The 16,685-nt window shown below is 69.2% G+C and carries 17 protein-coding genes; 11 read left to right on the top strand and 6 right to left on the bottom strand.

Annotation, left to right across the window (positions count from 1 at the left end; all coding sequences use genetic code 11):
• The first annotated feature begins 11 nt into the window (after window positions 1–11).
• The 9 genes from ACNJ7E_RS37215 (at window position 12) to ACNJ7E_RS37175 (ending at window position 8,382) form a co-directional block, all read left to right on the top strand.
• A complete protein-coding gene (locus ACNJ7E_RS37215; RefSeq protein ID WP_283331397.1) occupies window positions 12–914 on the top strand; it encodes an acetaldehyde dehydrogenase (acetylating) in 903 nt (300 codons plus the stop codon).
• A 35-nt stretch (window positions 915–949) separates the two neighbouring features.
• Entirely contained in the window at window positions 950–2,008 is a 1,059-nt protein-coding gene (dmpG, locus tag ACNJ7E_RS37210; RefSeq protein WP_280781487.1) for a 4-hydroxy-2-oxovalerate aldolase, read from the top strand.
• A gap of 40 nt (window positions 2,009–2,048) precedes the next feature.
• Window positions 2,049–3,227, top strand: coding sequence for an acyl-CoA dehydrogenase family protein (locus tag ACNJ7E_RS37205; RefSeq protein ID WP_280781488.1), 1,179 nt, complete (start codon window positions 2,049–2,051; stop codon window positions 3,225–3,227).
• A 76-nt stretch (window positions 3,228–3,303) separates the two neighbouring features.
• On the top strand, window positions 3,304–4,215 hold the full coding sequence (gene bphC, locus ACNJ7E_RS37200; protein WP_280781489.1) for a biphenyl-2,3-diol 1,2-dioxygenase: 912 nt from the start codon (window positions 3,304–3,306) through the stop codon (window positions 4,213–4,215).
• Window positions 4,212–5,366: an alpha/beta hydrolase family protein gene (locus ACNJ7E_RS37195; protein ID WP_280781490.1), complete on the top strand. Its 1,155-nt coding sequence runs from the start codon at window positions 4,212–4,214 to the stop codon at window positions 5,364–5,366. The genes bphC and ACNJ7E_RS37195 overlap by 4 nt, the downstream gene beginning before the upstream one ends.
• 78 nt (window positions 5,367–5,444) lie before the next feature.
• On the top strand, window positions 5,445–5,831 hold the full coding sequence (locus tag ACNJ7E_RS37190) for a hypothetical protein (protein WP_280781491.1): 387 nt from the start codon (window positions 5,445–5,447) through the stop codon (window positions 5,829–5,831).
• Between the two features lie 2 nt (window positions 5,832–5,833).
• A complete protein-coding gene (locus tag ACNJ7E_RS37185; RefSeq protein WP_418342197.1) occupies window positions 5,834–6,922 on the top strand; it encodes a PEP/pyruvate-binding domain-containing protein in 1,089 nt (362 codons plus the stop codon).
• A complete protein-coding gene (locus ACNJ7E_RS37180; protein WP_418342196.1) occupies window positions 6,922–7,521 on the top strand; it encodes a hypothetical protein in 600 nt (199 codons plus the stop codon). The genes ACNJ7E_RS37185 and ACNJ7E_RS37180 overlap by 1 nt, the downstream gene beginning before the upstream one ends.
• Before the next feature lie 18 nt (window positions 7,522–7,539).
• Window positions 7,540–8,382: a DUF427 domain-containing protein gene (locus ACNJ7E_RS37175; protein ID WP_418342195.1), complete on the top strand. Its 843-nt coding sequence runs from the start codon at window positions 7,540–7,542 to the stop codon at window positions 8,380–8,382.
• On the opposite strand, the gene ACNJ7E_RS37170 is transcribed toward ACNJ7E_RS37175, so the two are convergent.
• Window positions 8,379–9,614: a low temperature requirement protein A gene (locus ACNJ7E_RS37170; protein ID WP_418342255.1), complete on the bottom strand. Its 1,236-nt coding sequence runs from the start codon at window positions 9,612–9,614 to the stop codon at window positions 8,379–8,381. The genes ACNJ7E_RS37175 and ACNJ7E_RS37170 overlap by 4 nt on opposite strands.
• A 69-nt stretch (window positions 9,615–9,683) precedes the next feature.
• The gene (locus ACNJ7E_RS37165; RefSeq protein ID WP_280781495.1) at window positions 9,684–10,499 is read right to left on the bottom strand and encodes an alpha/beta hydrolase; all 816 of its coding nucleotides are present in this window, start codon (window positions 10,497–10,499) and stop codon (window positions 9,684–9,686) included.
• 230 nt (window positions 10,500–10,729) lie between these two features.
• On the opposite strand from ACNJ7E_RS37165, the gene ACNJ7E_RS37160 reads away from it, so the two are divergent.
• Complete coding sequence (locus tag ACNJ7E_RS37160; protein WP_280781496.1) at window positions 10,730–11,515, top strand: SDR family NAD(P)-dependent oxidoreductase; 786 nt, start codon at window positions 10,730–10,732, stop codon at window positions 11,513–11,515.
• A 9-nt stretch (window positions 11,516–11,524) separates the two neighbouring features.
• Here the strand turns inward: ACNJ7E_RS37160 and ACNJ7E_RS37155 are convergent, their stop codons facing one another.
• Genes ACNJ7E_RS37155 through ACNJ7E_RS37145 form a run of 3 tightly spaced genes read right to left on the bottom strand, consistent with a single transcriptional unit; the run spans window position 11,525 to window position 13,734 of the window.
• Entirely contained in the window at window positions 11,525–12,316 is a 792-nt protein-coding gene (locus ACNJ7E_RS37155; RefSeq protein WP_280781497.1) for an SDR family NAD(P)-dependent oxidoreductase, read from the bottom strand.
• 22 nt (window positions 12,317–12,338) lie between these two features.
• Window positions 12,339–12,593, bottom strand: coding sequence for a hypothetical protein (locus ACNJ7E_RS37150; RefSeq protein WP_280781498.1), 255 nt, complete (start codon window positions 12,591–12,593; stop codon window positions 12,339–12,341).
• Window positions 12,571–13,734: a 3-ketosteroid-9-alpha-monooxygenase, oxygenase component gene (locus ACNJ7E_RS37145; RefSeq protein WP_418342194.1), complete on the bottom strand. Its 1,164-nt coding sequence runs from the start codon at window positions 13,732–13,734 to the stop codon at window positions 12,571–12,573. Before ACNJ7E_RS37145 ends, ACNJ7E_RS37150 begins: the two co-directional genes overlap by 23 nt.
• 167 nt (window positions 13,735–13,901) lie before the next feature.
• On the opposite strand from ACNJ7E_RS37145, the gene hsaA reads away from it, so the two are divergent.
• Window positions 13,902–15,068 (top strand): 3-hydroxy-9,10-secoandrosta-1,3,5(10)-triene-9,17-dione monooxygenase oxygenase subunit, encoded by a 1,167-nt coding sequence (gene hsaA / locus ACNJ7E_RS37140; protein WP_280781500.1) that lies wholly within the window; start codon window positions 13,902–13,904, stop codon window positions 15,066–15,068.
• Here the strand turns inward: hsaA and ACNJ7E_RS37135 are convergent, their stop codons facing one another.
• Window positions 15,069–16,607 carry an FAD-dependent oxidoreductase gene (locus ACNJ7E_RS37135; protein WP_418342193.1) on the bottom strand — a complete coding sequence of 513 codons (1,539 nt, stop codon included), beginning with the start codon at window positions 16,605–16,607 and terminating at the stop codon, window positions 15,069–15,071.
• Between the last annotated feature and the right edge of the window lie 78 nt (window positions 16,608–16,685).

Raw genomic sequence — 16,685 nt, 5'->3', positions numbered from 1 at the left:
AGGCGACAACTGTGACCAAGGCTCTCGCCGCGATCGTCGGATCCGGCAACATCGGCACCGACCTCCTGTACAAGCTCCTCCGCTCGGAGATCATCGAGCCCCGCTGGATGATCGGCGTCGACCCGGACAGTGAGGGACTGAAGCGCGCCACGGACCGGGGTGTGATCGCCAGCGCCGAGGGTGTCGACTGGCTGCTCGCCCAGGACGAGCGTCCCGACATCGTCTTCGAGGCCACGTCCGCCTACGTGCACCGGGCGAACGCCCCCCGCTACCGGGAACTCGGCATCCAGGCCGTCGACCTCACCCCCGCCGCGCTCGGACCCGCCGTCGTGCCCGCCGTGAACATGGGCGAGCACCGGACGGCGCCGAACGTCAACCTCATCACGTGTGGCGGCCAGGCAACCATCCCGATGGTGTACGCCGTCTCCCGGATCGCCGAGGTGGCGTACGCCGAGATCGTCGCCAGCGTGGCGTCGCCGTCCGCAGGCCCGGGCACCCGCGCGAACATCGACGAATTCACGATCACCACGAGCCGGGGCATCGAGACGATCGGCGGGGCGAAGAAGGGCAAGGCGATCATCATCCTGAACCCGGCCGAACCGCCGATGTTCATGAAGGACACCGTGTTCTGCTCCATTCCCGCCGACGCCGACCGGGACGCGATCACCGCGTCCATCCACGACGTCGCAGCGTCCGTGCAGGCGTACGTCCCCGGCTACCGACTGCGCGCCGAACCGCAATTCGACGACCCGACGCCGATCAGCGGTGGCCTCGCCCGGGTCGGCATCTTCCTCGAGGTAGAGGGAGCGGGCGACTTCCTGCCGCCCTATTCCGGCAACCTCGACATCATGACCGCCGCCGCCACCAAGGTCGGCGAGAGCTTCGCGACGCAGATCCTCGGCGCGAGCGTCTGACGCGTCCGCCCCATTCACTCTTCGAAGGAATACCGATGCCTTACAGTGCCGATCTCGACATCCGGGTGACGGACTCGTCCCTGCGCGACGGATCCCACGCCAAGCGACACCAGTTCACCGTCGACCACGTCCGCTCGATCGTCGGGGCGCTCGACGCCGCCGGGGTCCCGGTCATCGAGGTCACCCACGGCGACGGACTCGGCGGTTCCTCGTTCAACTACGGCTTCAGCCACACCCCGGAGCAGGAACTGATCAAGGCCGCGGTGGAGACGGCGGAGCGGGCCAGGATCGCGTTCCTCATGCTCCCCGGACTGGGCGTCCAGTCCGACATCCGGGAGGCTGCGGACAACGGCGCAAGCATCTGCCGCATCGCCACGCACTGCACCGAAGCCGACATCTCCGTGCAGCATTTCGGTCTCGCCCGCGAACTCGGGCTGGAGACCGTCGGCTTCCTGATGATGTCGCACAGCCAGCCGCCGGAGGTTCTCGCGAAGCAGGCCCGGATCATGGCCGACGCCGGCTGCCAGTGCGTGTACGTGGTGGACTCGGCCGGGGCGCTGATCCTGAACGCCGTCAGCGACCGGGTGTCCGCCCTGGTGGCCGAACTCGGCGACGACGCGCAGGTCGGCTTCCACGGGCACGAGAACCTCGGGCTCGGTGTCGCCAACTCGGTGCTCGCCGTCGAGTCCGGCGCCCTCCAGATCGACGGCTCCACCCGGCGCTTCGGTGCGGGCGCGGGCAACACCCCGGTCGAGGCGTTCGCCGCCGTCACCGAGAAGCTCGGAATCCGCACCGGCATCGACACCCTGAAGATCATCGACGCGGCCGAGGACGTCGTCCGGCCGATCATGGACGGCGACTGCCTGCTCGACCGGCTGTCGCTGACGATGGGCTACGCGGGTGTCTACTCCAGCTTCCTCAAGCACGCCGACTCCCACGCCCGCCGGTACGGCGTGTCCGGTGCGGAGATCCTCATCGAGGCCGGCCGACGCAAGCTGGTCGGCGGTCAGGAGGACCAGCTGATCGAGATCGCCCTCGGTCTCGCAGACCGGGAGTCCGCGGGTTCCGCAGTCGCCGAGAAGAAGTCCGCCTAGGCGTTTCGCCGGGTACCGACACCAGAAAGCCGAGATCATCATGGGCCAGGTTCTTGACAGGATCGAACAGTACGCGGACGAGATCCGAGCGGAAGGCGCCGAGGGCGACAAGCTGATGCGCCTGTCCGACACCTCCGCGAAACGGTTGCGCGACTCCGGAGTGATGCGGATGCTGCAGCCCAAGGAGTACGGCGGCTACGAATCGCATCCGCGCGAGTTCGCAGAGACCGCGATGGGCATCGGCGCCATCGACGGGGCCGCGGGCTGGGTCAGCGGCATCGTCGGCGTCCACCCGTGGGAACTCGCGTTCTTCGACCGCACGGCCCAGGACGAGGTGTGGGGCGAGGACTCCGACATGTGGATGGCCTCGCCGTATGCGCCGATGGGTGTGGCCGTGCCCACCGACGGCGGCTACGTCCTCAACGGCCGGTGGTCGTTCTCCTCGGGCACCGACCACTGCGGGTGGATCATGATCGGCGCCGCGGTCGGCGACCGGGACGGCAACCGGGTGATGCCGCCGCAGATCCTGCACGTGCTGCTGCCACGCTCGGACTACGACATCGACCAGGACAGCTGGAACGTCGTCGGACTGCGCGGCACCGGGTCCAAGGACCTGATCGTCAAGGACGCGTTCATCCCGCAGCACCGGACCCTGCAGGCCGACAAGGTCTTCGACGGGTCCGCGCCGAAGGAGTTCGGCCGCACCCAGACGCTCTACAACTTCCCGTTCTCGTGCATCTTCCCGCTCGGCATCACGTCGTCGCTGATCGGCATCGCCGAGGGCGCGCTGGCCTGCCACCTGAATGCGCAGCGTGAACGTGTCACCGTGTCGGGTACCGCGATCAAGGACGACCCGTACGTGCTGTTCGCGATCGGCGAGGCGGCGGCGGAGATCGCGGCGTCGCGCGCGGCGATCCTCGAGACGGTCGACCGGTTCTGGGACATGACCGAGAAGGGCCGGGACGTCTCGTTCGAACTCCGCTCCATCGGCCGGCGCACGCAGACGGCCGCCGCGTGGCGGGCGGTGCGTGCCGTGGACGAGATCTTCGCACGCTCCGGTGGCGGTGCGCTCCAACTGAAGACACCCTTGCAGCGCTTCTGGCGGGACGCCCACGCCGGCCTCTCCCACGCCATCCACGTGCCGGGGTCGATCTTCCACTCCTCGGCTCTGACCCAGCTCGGCGGGGAACCCCAGGGCATCCACCGCTCCATGATCTAGGCGCTCCGCGCCCGTGCGCCTTTCTGGTAGTCCCNGGCGCACGGGCGCGGAGCCGCCTCCATGAAAGGACTTTCACATGACCGACATTCGCGGGCTCGGCTACCTCAGGATCCAGACGAAGGACGTGCCACGCTGGCGTGAGCTGGTGGTGGACGGGCTGGGCATGGCCGAGGGTGCCGGCCCCGAGCCCGACGGCCTGTACCTGCGCGTCGACGAGCGGCGGTCGCGGCTGATCGTCCTTCCGGGTGACACGGACAAGGCACTCGCGGTGGGGTGGGAGGTGCGCGACCAGTTCGCTCTCCAACGGGTGCGTGAGCAGGTGGAGAAGTCGGGTGTCACGGTCGACGTCCTGTCCGAGGAAGAGTCGCGCTACCGCGACGCAGAGCAGGTGATCGCGTTGGACGATCCGTCCGGCACGCGGGTGGAGGTCTTCTTCGGGCCCGTGCTCGACCACAGCCCGGTCGTCACTCCGCACGGCGGCCGGTTCGTCACCGGCGCACAGGGTCTGGGGCACGTGGTCCTCCCGACGCCGGCGTTCGAGGAGGCCTACACGTTCTACACCGAGGTGCTGGGCTTCCTGCCGCGCGGCGCGATCCGGCTCGGACCGGCCGACGCCCCGGGACCGGCCCGCCGGGTGCGGTTCATGGGTGTCAATCAGCGCCATCACAGCCTCGCGTTGTGCCCTGCGCCGCACAGCGGCGAACCCGGGATGGTGCATCTGATGACGGAGGTCGACACGCTCGACGCCGTCGGGCAGGCACTCGACCGGCTCGGCAAGCTGGGCTTCTCCATCTCGTCGACCCTCGGCCGCCACACCAACGACCGCATGGTGTCGTTCTACGTGCGTGCCCCCGGCGGCTGGGACCTCGAGTTCGGCACGGAGGGCACGCTCGTCGACGAGACGCACTACACCGCGGAGGAGATCACGGCGGACAGCTATTGGGGTCACGACTGGTCGGGTTCCGAGCCGCTGGCGGCGTTCTCATGACGTTGTCGCGCGCCCGGATCGGCGCGGTGGCCGCACTCGTCCTCCTCGGTGGAACCGCCTGTTCCACTGCGACTTCCGAGACGGCGACGGATCCGGCTGCGCTCCGGCCGGGACAGCTGCTGTCGTCCCGCGCCGTCGCGGACGGTCCGGCCCTGCCGAGCGCCGGACGGAACGAGGTGATCACCTACGCGTCGCAGGACGGCAACGGCGACCCCGTCGTGGTGTCGGGCGCCGTGTCGATTCCTCGCACGCCGGCACCCGAGGGTGGATATCCGGTGATCAGCTGGGCGCACGGCACGACCGGCGTCGCGGACGCCTGCGCCCCGTCCGCGGATTTCGCCGGCGGCCCCGCCCACGGCTATCTCTCCGGGGTGAACGCGTCGCTCGACGACTGGGTCGCCAAGGGATATGCGGTGGTGAGCACGGACTACCAGGGTCTGGGCACGCCGGGCATCCACCCGTACGTCAACGGTGACACGGAGACGAACGCTGTCGTGGACATCGTGCGCGCCGCCCGTGCGATGGATCCGGCGGTCGGCTCGACGTGGTTCGTGATCGGTCACAGTCAGGGTGGGCAGGCGGCGTTGTTCACCGCCGCGCAGGGCGGGGAGCGCGCCCCGGAACTGCACCTCGGTGGCGCCGTGGCGATCGCGCCGGGCAACGGGCTCGACCAGACGCCGCAGTACTTCCGTTCGGGTGTTCCGGGTATCGAAGCGGCCGAGGCGTTCCTCCCGCTGATCCTCCTCGGGGCCCAGGCCGCGGATCCGGCCATCGTCCCGTCGGCGTTGCTGACGGAGCGGGCGCAACCGCTGTTGACGGTGGCGCGGACCGGGTGCATCGACGACATCCGGAAGGTCCCGCCCGTGCCCGCCGGTCAGGTCTTCCGTCCCGACGCCGACCTGGGACCGCTCACCGAATACCTGGCCCGCCAGGAGCCGTCGAGGGTCCACGTGCAGGTCCCGACGCTGGTCGCGCAGAGCTCCGGCGACCTGGTGGTGAGCAAGCCGTCGACGGATCTGATGGTGAAGACGTTGCAGGACAACGGGAACGAACTGACGTATCGGACGTACGAGGGTGCGGACCATCGCGGGACGATCGGCGCGTCGCAGAAGGACGCGCAGGATTTCGTCGCCGGGATCCTCGCCGGCTGAGGATGCCGGGACCTCGTCCGACGACGCGCCCATCAACAGTCTGTTGACAACAGGCTGTTGATAGCGTGTGGTGGTCGGGTGACCACCGACGACCAGACACACGCGGCCGAACTCGATCAGGCACGCACGACGCTGAACGAGGCCGGTGCCGCGCGGCTCGAGCGGCGCCCCTGGGAGCATCCCGGGCAGCCACGTTCGGACACCGATCTCGTCAGGTTCGCGGCGTGGGTCGGCCTGGACGCGCAGGGCACGGACCCGGCGGTGCTCGCGGCCGGGCTGCGGCTGCTGTCGTCGGCTCGGGTGGAGCTCGATCAGATCGAGGCCGGCCTGCTGTTCGCCGCCCGGGCCGGTGGGATGACCTGGCCGCAGATCGCGCAGGCGCTCGGCCTGGGTTCGGCGCAGGCTGCCCAGCAGCGCCTGAACCGGGTCCTTGCCCGGGCCGGCGACCGCGACGCGGAGGCCTGAACGTGCCGATCGTGCCCCTGCTGGACGCGTCCGAGCGTTGCGGTGCCAAGGCCCGCAACCTCGGCCTGCTGCTGCGTGCCGGATTCCGGGTGCCCGCGGGATTCGTGATACCCGACCCGCTCGGCGACCCCGGTCGGGACCGCGACATCGACGTCGGACTGCGCCGTCTCGGTCCGGGTCCGTTCGCGGTGCGCTCGTCCGCCCTCGCGGAGGACGGCGTCGAGTCTTCGTTCGCCGGACAACTGGCCACGACGCTCGGGGTCACCACCAGCGCCGAGGTGATCGAAGCGGTGCATCGCAGCGCCGCGTCGTGCTCCTCGCCCGAAGCCGTCGCCTACGCGGCTCGCACCGATCGGGAAGCCCCGGCGTCGGCCGGGGTGATCGTGCAGGTGATGGTGCAACCCGAGACGGCCGGAGTCATGTTCACCCGGCACCCGGTCACCGGGGCCGAGCACGTGGTGATCGAGGCTGCGCGGGGCCTCGGCGAGGCAGTCGTGGCCGGGACCGTCACTCCGGAGGCGTACCTGGTCGACGGTGTGCACGTGCAGGTCGCCCGGCACTGGGGCGGGCAACTGCTGACCACCGCCCAGGCTCTGGCCGTCGCGGCGCTGGGACGCGACGTCGAGAGCCTGTTCGGGTGCCCGCAGGACATCGAGTGGGCGATCGCCGGCGACGACATCTGGGTCCTGCAGGCCCGCCCGATCACGACCGCGCCCTCCGCCGCGCTGCCGGTGCGAGCAATGCCGGGGGAGATGCTGCTGACAGGCGTCGCAGCCAGCCCGGGCACCGCTGCCGGGCCTGCGCGGATCATCGGCAGCCTGGACGACTTCGCCCGCTTTCGTCCGGGCGACGTGCTGGTTTGCCGAACGACCTCGCCGGCGTGGACGCCGCTGCTGGCCCGCGCGTGCGCGGTGGTCACAGAGACGGGCGGGATGCTGGCGCACGCCGCGATCGTGGCCCGCGAATTCGGCATCCCGGCAGTCCTGGCAGCGGCGGGGGCCATGACCACCCTGACCGAGGGCCGACGGGTCCGCGTCGACGGCACTCACGGGCACGTCGGCACCGCCACCGGCAACGCGGGGAGGAGTTGATGTCGCACCGCACCGCGTCGGACATCCTGGTGCTGCACGCCGTGCGGATCCTGGGCTACGCGGAGACCGCGCGCATCGCTGCCCGGTTCGCGCTGCCTGCAGGACTGGCAGCCGAGCACCTGCTCGATGCCGAGGCCCGTGGGTGGGTCACCCACACCGACTTTGCCGGGGACAGCGGCTGGTCCCTGACCGAAACCGGGAAGGTGCACGGCGAGCGACTGCTCGCCGCCGAGCTCGACCGGTGCGGCACCCGCGCCGTGGTGGTGCAGGTGCACCAGGACTTCCTGCCGCACAACGTCGCCGTGGCGGACGCGTGCACCGCCTGGCAGCTGGCCGAGATGGGCCTCGGCGAGGCGACCGTGACCATCGACGAGACGATCACCCGCCTGGCGACCGCGGCCGACGCCCTGGCCGAATTCGAGGCGCGCCTGGTCGCGGGCATGGACCGGTTCGCCGGCTATCACCGGCGGTTCGCCGGCGCCCTCGAGCGAGCGGGCACCGATCCGGCCTGGATCACGGCAACCGACCGCGACTCCTGCCACCGCGTCTGGTTCGAGTTCCACGAGGACCTCATCGCTTCCCTCGGCCTGGCCCGATGACAGGCCTAATCTCGAACTATGGGCCTGCGACTGCGAGACAGCATCGGACGTCAGTTGCGCGAGCTTCGCTACGAGCCGACGGCGAAGCGGATCCGTGCGGTGCTGAACGGGACCACGGTGGTCGACAGTGACCGTGCGGTCCTGGTCTGGGAACCGCGGCGAGTCGTTCCCACGTACGCGGTGCCAGCGGAGGACATCGATGCGGAGTTGTCGGCGGAGCCAACGGATTCGGTGCCGGCGGAGGGAGCCGGTGACGTCGGGTTCGCCCTGCCGGACGTGACGACGCTGCCGGTACTCGATCCGCGGGTGCCGTTCTCGGTGCACAGCACGGAGGGCGAACCCGTCGCGCTCCGCACCGCCGGCACAGGGTATGCCCTGGGGTTCCGGCCCGGCGACGAGGATCTGACCGGGTACGTGGTTCTCGATTTCGACGGCTTCGACCGCTGGCTCGAGGAGGACGACGAGATTGTCGGTCATCCGCACGACCCGTTCCAGCGCATCGACGTTCGCCGCACGTCCCGTCATATCCGGGTGATGTTGGGCGACACCCTCCTCGCCGACACTCGGCGCGCGAAAATGCTGTTCGAAACACTGCTTCCGGTCCGCTACTACCTGCCGCCCGGCAACGTCGTCGCGGAGCTGCAACCGAGTGCGACGACGTCGTACTGCGCCTACAAGGGCGAGGCTTCCTACCGGTCCGCGGTGACCGCAGGCGGAGTGCTTCACGACATCGCGTGGCGATACGACGAGCCCCTCGTCGACGCGTCGGAAGTTCGGGGACTCGTGGCGTTCTTCGACGAGCGGCTCGATCTGGTCGTCGACGGTGTGGCCCGGCCTCGGCCGGTGACCCCCTGGACCTAGTACTCCTCGCGGGTGCCGGTGCCTGCGCGCCCGAGGACGATCTCGAGGGCACGGGCCTCGTGCGCGTGTCCGAGCAATTCGTATCCGACGACCGTGACGACCGGTGCCAGCATCACCACGATCAGGCACCACGCCATCGACACGCCTTGCGCCGCCAGCACCAGTGCGAGCGCGATCGTGGCCGCGGTCAGGACGAGGAGCAGGATGTGGAACGGGTCGGGCACCCGCAGCAGATACGTGTACAGCGCGTAGACACCCGCGAGGAAGATCGCGACGGGTGCGGCGACGGAGAGCACCGTCGCCGTCGCGCCGACATGGGAGGCGTGTTCGATGTAATACGCCGCCACGTGTAGTCCGGCCCCCACCGCGGCCAGCGACGCGAAGAGCGCGATGTGGCTGTAGCCCCAGACGAACGACCGGCTGCGATACACCGCGAGCACCTCGGCCGACGGCAGGGTGTAGTACACCCACCACAGTCCGAACGTGAGCCCGATGCCGGCGACCGCGACGAGTATCGCATCGAGTGTCCAGCCCTGGTGTTCGACCACGGCGGACAGCGATGCCACGGTGCCGATCACGCCCTCGCCGAGGGTGATGATGACGAGCAGGCCGTGACGCTCGACGATGTGGTGTGCGTGCCAGGGCGTTCCGCCCTTGTACCGTTCGGCGATGACGGGGCTGGTCAGCTCGACGAGGATGAGGATCGCGCCGAGGCCGAACGCGTACTCGACGGTGAGGGGCGCGATCACCAGTGCGACCCAGCCGATCTGCGCGAGGACGAGCATCGTGGCATACGTCAGTGACGCGGAACGGTGCTCGGGGTCGTGTTTGGCGGCGCGCAGCCATTGGAACACCATGGCGATGCGCATGACGATGTACCCGGACACCATCACGGAATTGTCGAGTTCGACTCCGCGGTCGATGGACGCGAACATCGGAGGCATGCCCAGCGCCAGGATGACGACGCCGATCATCTGGATCATGGTGGTGACCCGGTAAATCCAGTCGTCGGTGTCGTAGGCCGACGCGAACCAGGAGAAGTTGATCCACGCCCAGATGATCGAGAACATCGCGAACGCGAATCCCGCCAGCCCGGCGGCGACGTGTCCTTCGGCAACGAGGTGCGCGAACTGATCGCCCGCGACGCCGAACGCGACGACGAACGTCAGGTCGAACAGCAGCTCCAGCGGCGTTGCCGCTCGGTGTTCCTCGTGCGGATCACGCCCGACCATCTTCTGGACACGGTGGGCGAGGTTCCTGCTGTTCGGTGCCGGTTGTCCGGGCGTGTTCACGGCGGCCCGCTACGGAGTTCCCTGGTCTGCCTGCACCACGAGGTCCGCGACCGCGCCGGGTTGGGACACCAGGACGGCGTGCGACGCCGAAACTTCCGTGATCCGGGCTCCCGCGCGCGTGGCCATGAACCGCTCCGCGGCCGCCGGAATCACGCGATCGTTCTGAGCGACCATGGCCCAGCTGGGTGTCGACGCCCACGACGGATCGGCGGTCGGCTCGAGGTTCGCGACGAGCGCAGCCGGCTTCTGGTGCGCGATCATCCCGGCGACGGTGGCGTCCGGGACGTCCTGGGCGAACACCTCGTGGAAGCGGCCGGGATCGATGTACCCGTCGAGGTTTCTCCCGGCGATTCCGGTGGGATCGTTCTCGACGACCTTCACCTGCAGCACCGGCGGGAGCAGCTGGCTGCCGGGGAACCGGATCGGGTCGAGGTTCAGCATGACCGGCTCGCCCTGCGCCGGGGCGAAGGCCGCCACGTAGACGAGGGCCTCGACGTTCGGCGAATGCACATTGGTGATGACGGCGCCGCCGTACGAGTGACCGACGAGCACCACCGGTCCCGGGATGTCCGCGAGCACCTTTTCGATGGCGGCGGAGTCGTAGGCCGGTCCGCGCAACGGGTTGTCCGGGACCACGACTTCGTATCCTCGGCCGCGCAGTTCCGCGGCCACCGCATCCCAGCTGGTCGTGTCGGCGAACGCGCCGTGGACCAGCACCACCGTCGGCAGATCCTGGGCGAGGGCCGGTCCGGCCCCCACGGTCAGCGTGCCGGCAGCCGCGATCGCGCACGCGGCAACGGCGGTTCGAAGTCGAAGAAGTCGCATCACTCGTCTCCCGAGTCAGGAAAGAACACAGTGGTTAGGGGTGAAGGGGCCTGCGCGCCAGGTGTAGTCGCGTGACGACAGGCATCGCCGTACGAGAGCAACGCCGTGGCCTGGCCCTTCGTCGCTGAGATTACTCGCCCGCAGCGCGGTCGGCACCATTTCGGCTAGCGTGATCGGAGGGGGACGTTCCGCTCGTCTGTGCACGCTCCGCCGTCGTCAGGAGGAACCCCGTGGATCTCGCCTTACGTGGCACCGTCGCCGTGGTCACCGGAGCCAGCAAGGGAATCGGGCTCGCCATCACCCGCGCGCTCGCCGCGGAAGGCGCGTTCGTGGTGGCGGGGGCGCGTTCGCCCAGCCCCGAACTGGAAGAACTCGTCCGCGGCGGAACGGTGGACGCGGTGCACGTCGACCTGTCGACCCCCACCGGTCCGGGCGAACTCGTCGCCGCCGCCACTGCTCGGGGCAGTCTCGGCATCGTCGTCAACAACGTCGGCGCCGCCCACCCCAGACTGACCGGTTTCCTCGACGTGACCGACGAAGACTGGATCACGACGATGAATCTCAACCTGATGTCGGCGGTGCGGACGATCCGCGCCGCCCTGCCCACGATGATCGCGGCGGGCAGGGGAAGCATTGTGACCACGAGTTCGGTCAACAGTTTCCTGCCCGACCCCACCGTCATCGACTACTGCGCGTCCAAGGCCGCGCTCACCAACTTCTCGAAGGCCCTGTCGAAAGAGGTGGGACCGTTGGGTATTCGGGTGAACACCGTCAGCCCCGGCCCGGTGTCGACCGCCCTCTGGCTCGGCGACGACGGGGTCGCCGCCACGGTGGCGCGGGCCGCAGGTGGCGACCCGGAGGCAGTGGCGGAGCGTGTCGCGGAGCAGGCGGTCACGGGCCGGTTCACCCGCCCGGACGAGGTGGCGGATCTCGTCGTCTTCCTCGCGAGCGACCGGGCGGGCAATGTGACGGGCTCCGATTTCGTGATCGACGGCGGACTCGTCACCACCCTCTGACGTCCGCGGCTACCGGCGGCCCAGAAGGTTCCGCATACCCTCGGCTGCCCCGCGCACGAGTGCGTCGCGGGGGAAACCACTGCGTTTGCGCGCCGCGTCGTAGTTGCCGCCCGCCACCCAGACCGGCCCGTCGGCGATGTGCGCGAGCCCCTCACGGGCAACGTCTTCGGGTTCGGCGACGTTCATTCCGGGAAGATCGAAGTTCAGGCCCGCCCGGACCATCGCCGGCGTGCGGGTGACGCCGAGGACCAGTTCGACCACGTGGACGCTGAACGGCGCGAGTTCGAGCCAGAGGCTTTCCGCGAAGATCCGGCCGAACGCCTTGGATGCGGCGTAGATGCTCTGGTCTTCCGAACCCAGGTACCCGGCCAGCGAACCGACCAGCACGATGCCACCGTGGCCGCGGTCCTTCATCCTCGCGGCGAAATGCTGCGAAAGGTGCAGCTGCGAGGTGATGTTCAGGTCGATGACGCGCTGGAAGCCGGTGAGGTCTCCGCTGACGAACTCGTGTCCGTAACTGTTGGCTCCGGCGTTGAAGATCAGCAACCCGACCTCGACGTCGTCGGTGGCCGTGCGGATCCGGTCGAGGGCGTCCGGATCAAGGAGATCGAGCGCGAGTGTGCGCACCAGGACGCCGTGGGCGCGGACCGTGGCCGCGGTCTCCTCGAGCGGCCCGGGCTTGCGGGCGATCAGCACGAGGTTGATCCCCGCGCGGCCCAGTTCCTCGGCGAAACTCGCGCCCACACCCTCGGAGCCGCCCGCTATCACGGCCCACGGACCGTAGTGCTCGGTGTCGATCATGTTGTGTCCTTCCGAAAATCGTTCAGTGGGCGACGGTGGGGGTCGGGACGGGGTCGGGATCGCGCACCGGGACGACGCCCGCCTCCGCGGCTCGGGTGATCGACGCCGTCAGCGCCGAACATCCTTTCCGGGGAGCGCCGGGGCCCCCCGGTCCGGCGCTGCCGATCTCGCGGCACCGGGCGCGGGCTGCGTCGTCCCACTGAACGGAAGTGTGTTCCCAGCTGTTCTTCTGGACCAGCACGCTCGCGCCGCACTCAGTGCACTGCAGCGGTTGCATCGGCTTCGCGCGCCTTTCGTGCGAGGTTCTCTTCGACTTCCCTCTTCCACGACTCCACGGGGCGGGTGGTGTCGAGTTCGAACTCGAACCGGTCGGTCATCTGCGGGGTGACCGCGTCGACGTCGACGTAGAACTGCTCGTACCACCGTCGCAGCTGGTAGACCGGGCCGTCCTCCTCGCACAGCAGCGGATTCTCGATGCGGGTCTTGTTCTTCCAGATCTCGATGTCCTGCTCGAAACCCTTCGCGATGAACGTGCCGAAATTCTTCGCCATCTCGGTGGCCGCGTCGCCGTCGAGTTCCTTCGACTTCTTGACGATGATGCCGTACTGCAGCACGAACTTGTCGGCACTGACGGGGTAGTGGCAGTTGATCAGCACGGAGTCGACGTCGTGTGTCTCGTAGCGGTACGTCAGGTCGTCGACCATGAACGACGGACCGAAATACGTCGCATCCGAGCGGCTTCCGAGCATGCGGGGCTGACCCGACGCGTGCGGGCGCATGTCGTCGCGGGCCTGGCCGCGCATGAACTGGCTGGCGACGTGGCCCTCGAAGACGTTCTTGAAGTAGGTGGGGAACGAGTAGTGCACGTAGAAGAAGTGCGCCATGTCGACGATGTTGTCGACCACCTCGCGGCAGTTGGTGTCGACCGTGGTCCGGTACCAGACCCAGTCCGTCCACCCGTCGTCGAGAGCGCCGTCGATGCGGGGAATCGCGACGTCCGCGGGCGGCGGATTGCCCTCCGGATCGTTCCACACGAACAACATCCCGTCCTGGTCGAGTGCGTGCCACGACCGGGTCCGGGCGAGCGGCGGAACCCGGCGCGCGTACGGAATCTTCTTGCACCGGCCGTTGCTTCCCCACCGCCAGTCGTGGAACGGGCACGCCACCTCGTCGCCCTTAACCGTGCCCTGGCTGAGGTCGCCGCCCATGTGCCGGCAGTAGCCGTCGAGCACGGCGAGATCGCCCGCACCGTCGGCGAAGACGACGAGCTTGGTTCCGAACGCTTCGATGGAATGGGGCTTGCCGTCCCGGAATGCCTCGGACAATCCGATGCAGTGCCATCCACGGGCGAATCGGGTGGGCGCTGCGCCCGCGTCGATTTCGCGTACCTCGACTGTCCCGGACTGTTGGGTGGTCACGATGCGTCCCGTCCTCTCCTGGGCTTGTGCGGTGCCCTGCACGCTAAGTCAGCGTGGACGGCGCGCATCGCGTGGTCTCACTGGACGGGACCGGGCTGTGGGGAGGTGTTTCCCGTTGAGCGAGACGCACATCCACGCACGGGTGTGATCGCCCTACCCTCCGACAGATGACGAACGAGGTCCTGAGATCGGTCCGCGGCCTGCTGCCGATGATCGCGGAACGCGCGGACAAGGTCGACGAGTCGCGGCGGGTATCCGAACAGGTGATCCGTGAGCTCGGCGACGCCGGAATGTTCAAGATGCTGCAGCCCAGGCGGTACGGCGGCACGGAAGGCGATCCGGTGCACTTCTACGAAGTGGTGCGCGCCGTGTCCGGTGTGTGCGGCTCGACGGGCTGGCTGGCGTCCGTGCTTGGGGTGCACCCGTGGCACCTGGCGCTGTTCGACGACCGGGCGCAGCGGGACGTGTGGGGCCACGACGATTCGGTGCTCGTGTCGTCCGCCTACGCACCCGTCGGGCGGCTCGTTCCGGTCGAGGGCGGTTACCGGCTGACGGGGGACTGGCATTTCTCCTCGGGCTGCGAGCACGCGTCGTGGGCGCTGCTCGGCGCGATGGTGGTCGGGACTGCTGGCCGCCCGGTCGATTTCATGACCGCGCTGGTGCCGCGGTCGGACTACCGCATCCACGACGTGTGGGACGTGGTGGGGATGCGCGGCACGGCCAGCAACGAGATCAGTGCCGAGGACGTGTTCGTTCCCGACTACCGGATCAAGAGGAACTACGAGACGGCGCAACTGCGCGGACCCGGACAGAAGGTGAACCGGGGACCGCTGTACCGGCTGCCGTTCGCCACGCTCTTCACGACCGCCGTCGCGGCGCCCGGGGTCGGCATCGTCGCCGGGTGCTACGAACGCTATCTGACGTTCATGCGGGAACGCGTGCGGCTCAGCCTCGGTGGCGGAAGATTCGTCGACGACCAGTTCGCCCAGGTCGCGGTGGCCCGGGCGTCGTCCGAGATCGACGCCGCGATACTGCAGATGGATCGCAACGTGCGTGAACTGTGGGAACTGGCCGAGGCCGGGGAGGAACTCCCCATGGGTCTGCGCCTGCGGGTGCGCCGCGATCAGGTTCGCGCGACCGAGCGAGCCCTCGACGCGATCGACCTGCTGTTCAAGACCGCCGGCGGGAGTTCGCTGTCGCGCGGCAACGCGATCGAACGGTCGTGGCGCGACGCCCACGCGGGCAGCGTGCACGTGGCCAACGAGCCCGAACGCGCCCTCGCCCTGTTCGGCAGGGGCGCGTTCGGGCTCCCGGTGGAGGACAACCTCGTGTAGTCAGTTCCGCATGTGCTGAACTGCCCGGTAGGAGAAGACCATCGCGGTGCCGAGCGGCACTCCGGGACCGGGGTAGAACCGGCCGCTGAGCGATGCGCTGGTGTTGCCCGCCGCATACAGTCCGTCGATGGGCGTGCCGTCGGCGCGCAGGACGCGGGCGTCGGCGTCGGTCCGGACCCCGCCCTTGGTGCCGAGATCGCTGAGCACGATGCGGGCCGCGTGGAACGGACCCTGCGACACCGGGCTCAGTGCCGGGTTCGGTGGCGCGTCCGCACCCGTGCCCGGCGGGCAGAAGAAGTTGTCGTACGGGTCCTCTCCCCGGTGGAAGGCCTCGTCGACGCCGTGCTTGGCGAAGTCGTTGAACTGTTCGACGGTGCGGCGCAGAGCGTCTGCGGGGACGCCGATCTTCTCCGCGAGTTCCTCGATCGTGTCGGCCGAGACCCAGGTGCCCGCCGCGTGATGCCTCTCGGCGGAGATGTTCGGAATGGAGATGGCAGGCAACACGGGCCCGCCCTCCTTCGAGTCGAACACGAGATACGAACTGCTGCTGCCGTGCTCGATCATCGCTCGACCGAACTGGTCGTACGGCAGCGACTCGTTGAGGTACCGCTCTCCGGACGTGTCGACGAGAATGCCGCCGCGCACGCCCACCATGAAAGCGCCGGAGCCGTCCGGAAGTTCGACCCCGGGGCACCACCACGCCTCGTCGAGGAGTGCGGTGTCGGCACCGATGTCCACCGCCGCCCGGAGCAGGTCGCCGGTGTTCGCGCCGCGCGGGCCCATGCTCCAGTCCGCCCGGCCCGGTGTTCCGTTCTCGGTGCGCAGCGCCGCGTTGCCCTCGATCCCGCCTGCCGCGAGCAGCACGCCGCGCGTCGCCCGGATCCGGACGGTCTCACCGGCGGCGTTCGTCGCCTCGACGCCGACGACCCGTCCGTCCTCGACGATCAGCGAGCGCGCGGCGGTTTCGGTGCGCAGTTCCGCGTGCCCGGTGCCGTGCAGAGCCATGAGAAGGCGGCCGATCAGGGCGCGGCCACCGTTCAGCGTTCCCTCGGGATGCGGTTTCCCAGCCCGGTCGACGTCGGCCTCGGGCCGGATGACCTCACGCAGGTCCCCGACCTCGTCGCCCGGCAGGTCGAGCGGGTTGATCGCGCGACCGTAGTCCATCCGGCCGGGGGCCTTGTAGTAGTCGGGGAACGCGCGCCACTCGAACTCGATGTGGGGATCGCGTTCGAGAAGGTCGACGACCTCGGGCGCCGTGGCGACGTACGCCTCCTGACGGTCGATCTCCTCGTCGCCCACCACTGCGCGCAGGTACGTGCGCGCCTTGTCCGTGGAGTCGCCGATGCCGGCGCGCTCCTGCACGGCGGTGCCCGGCAGCCACACCGCGGCGCCGGAGTACGCGGACGTGCCGCCGAACAGTGGGGTCTTCTCGAGGACGAGGGTGCGCGAACCCTGCGAAGCGGCCGTGTAGGCGCCGGTCAGCGCGCCGCCCCCCGAACCGACCACCAGCACGTCGCACTCGGTTGTCCAGTCCTGCATCGTCGTTTCCTCCGTTGATGGTCTGTGGAGACTGGCGGTCCAGTCGTGGGGTTCACGCAATCGCATCCGGGCGACCTG

It is taken from the genome of Rhodococcus mengyinensis (assembly GCF_048381435.1).
In the GTDB taxonomy this organism is placed as follows: Bacteria; Actinomycetota; Actinomycetes; order Mycobacteriales; family Mycobacteriaceae; genus Rhodococcus_F; species Rhodococcus_F opacus_D.
This window is presented reverse-complemented; position numbering and strand designations above follow the sequence as displayed.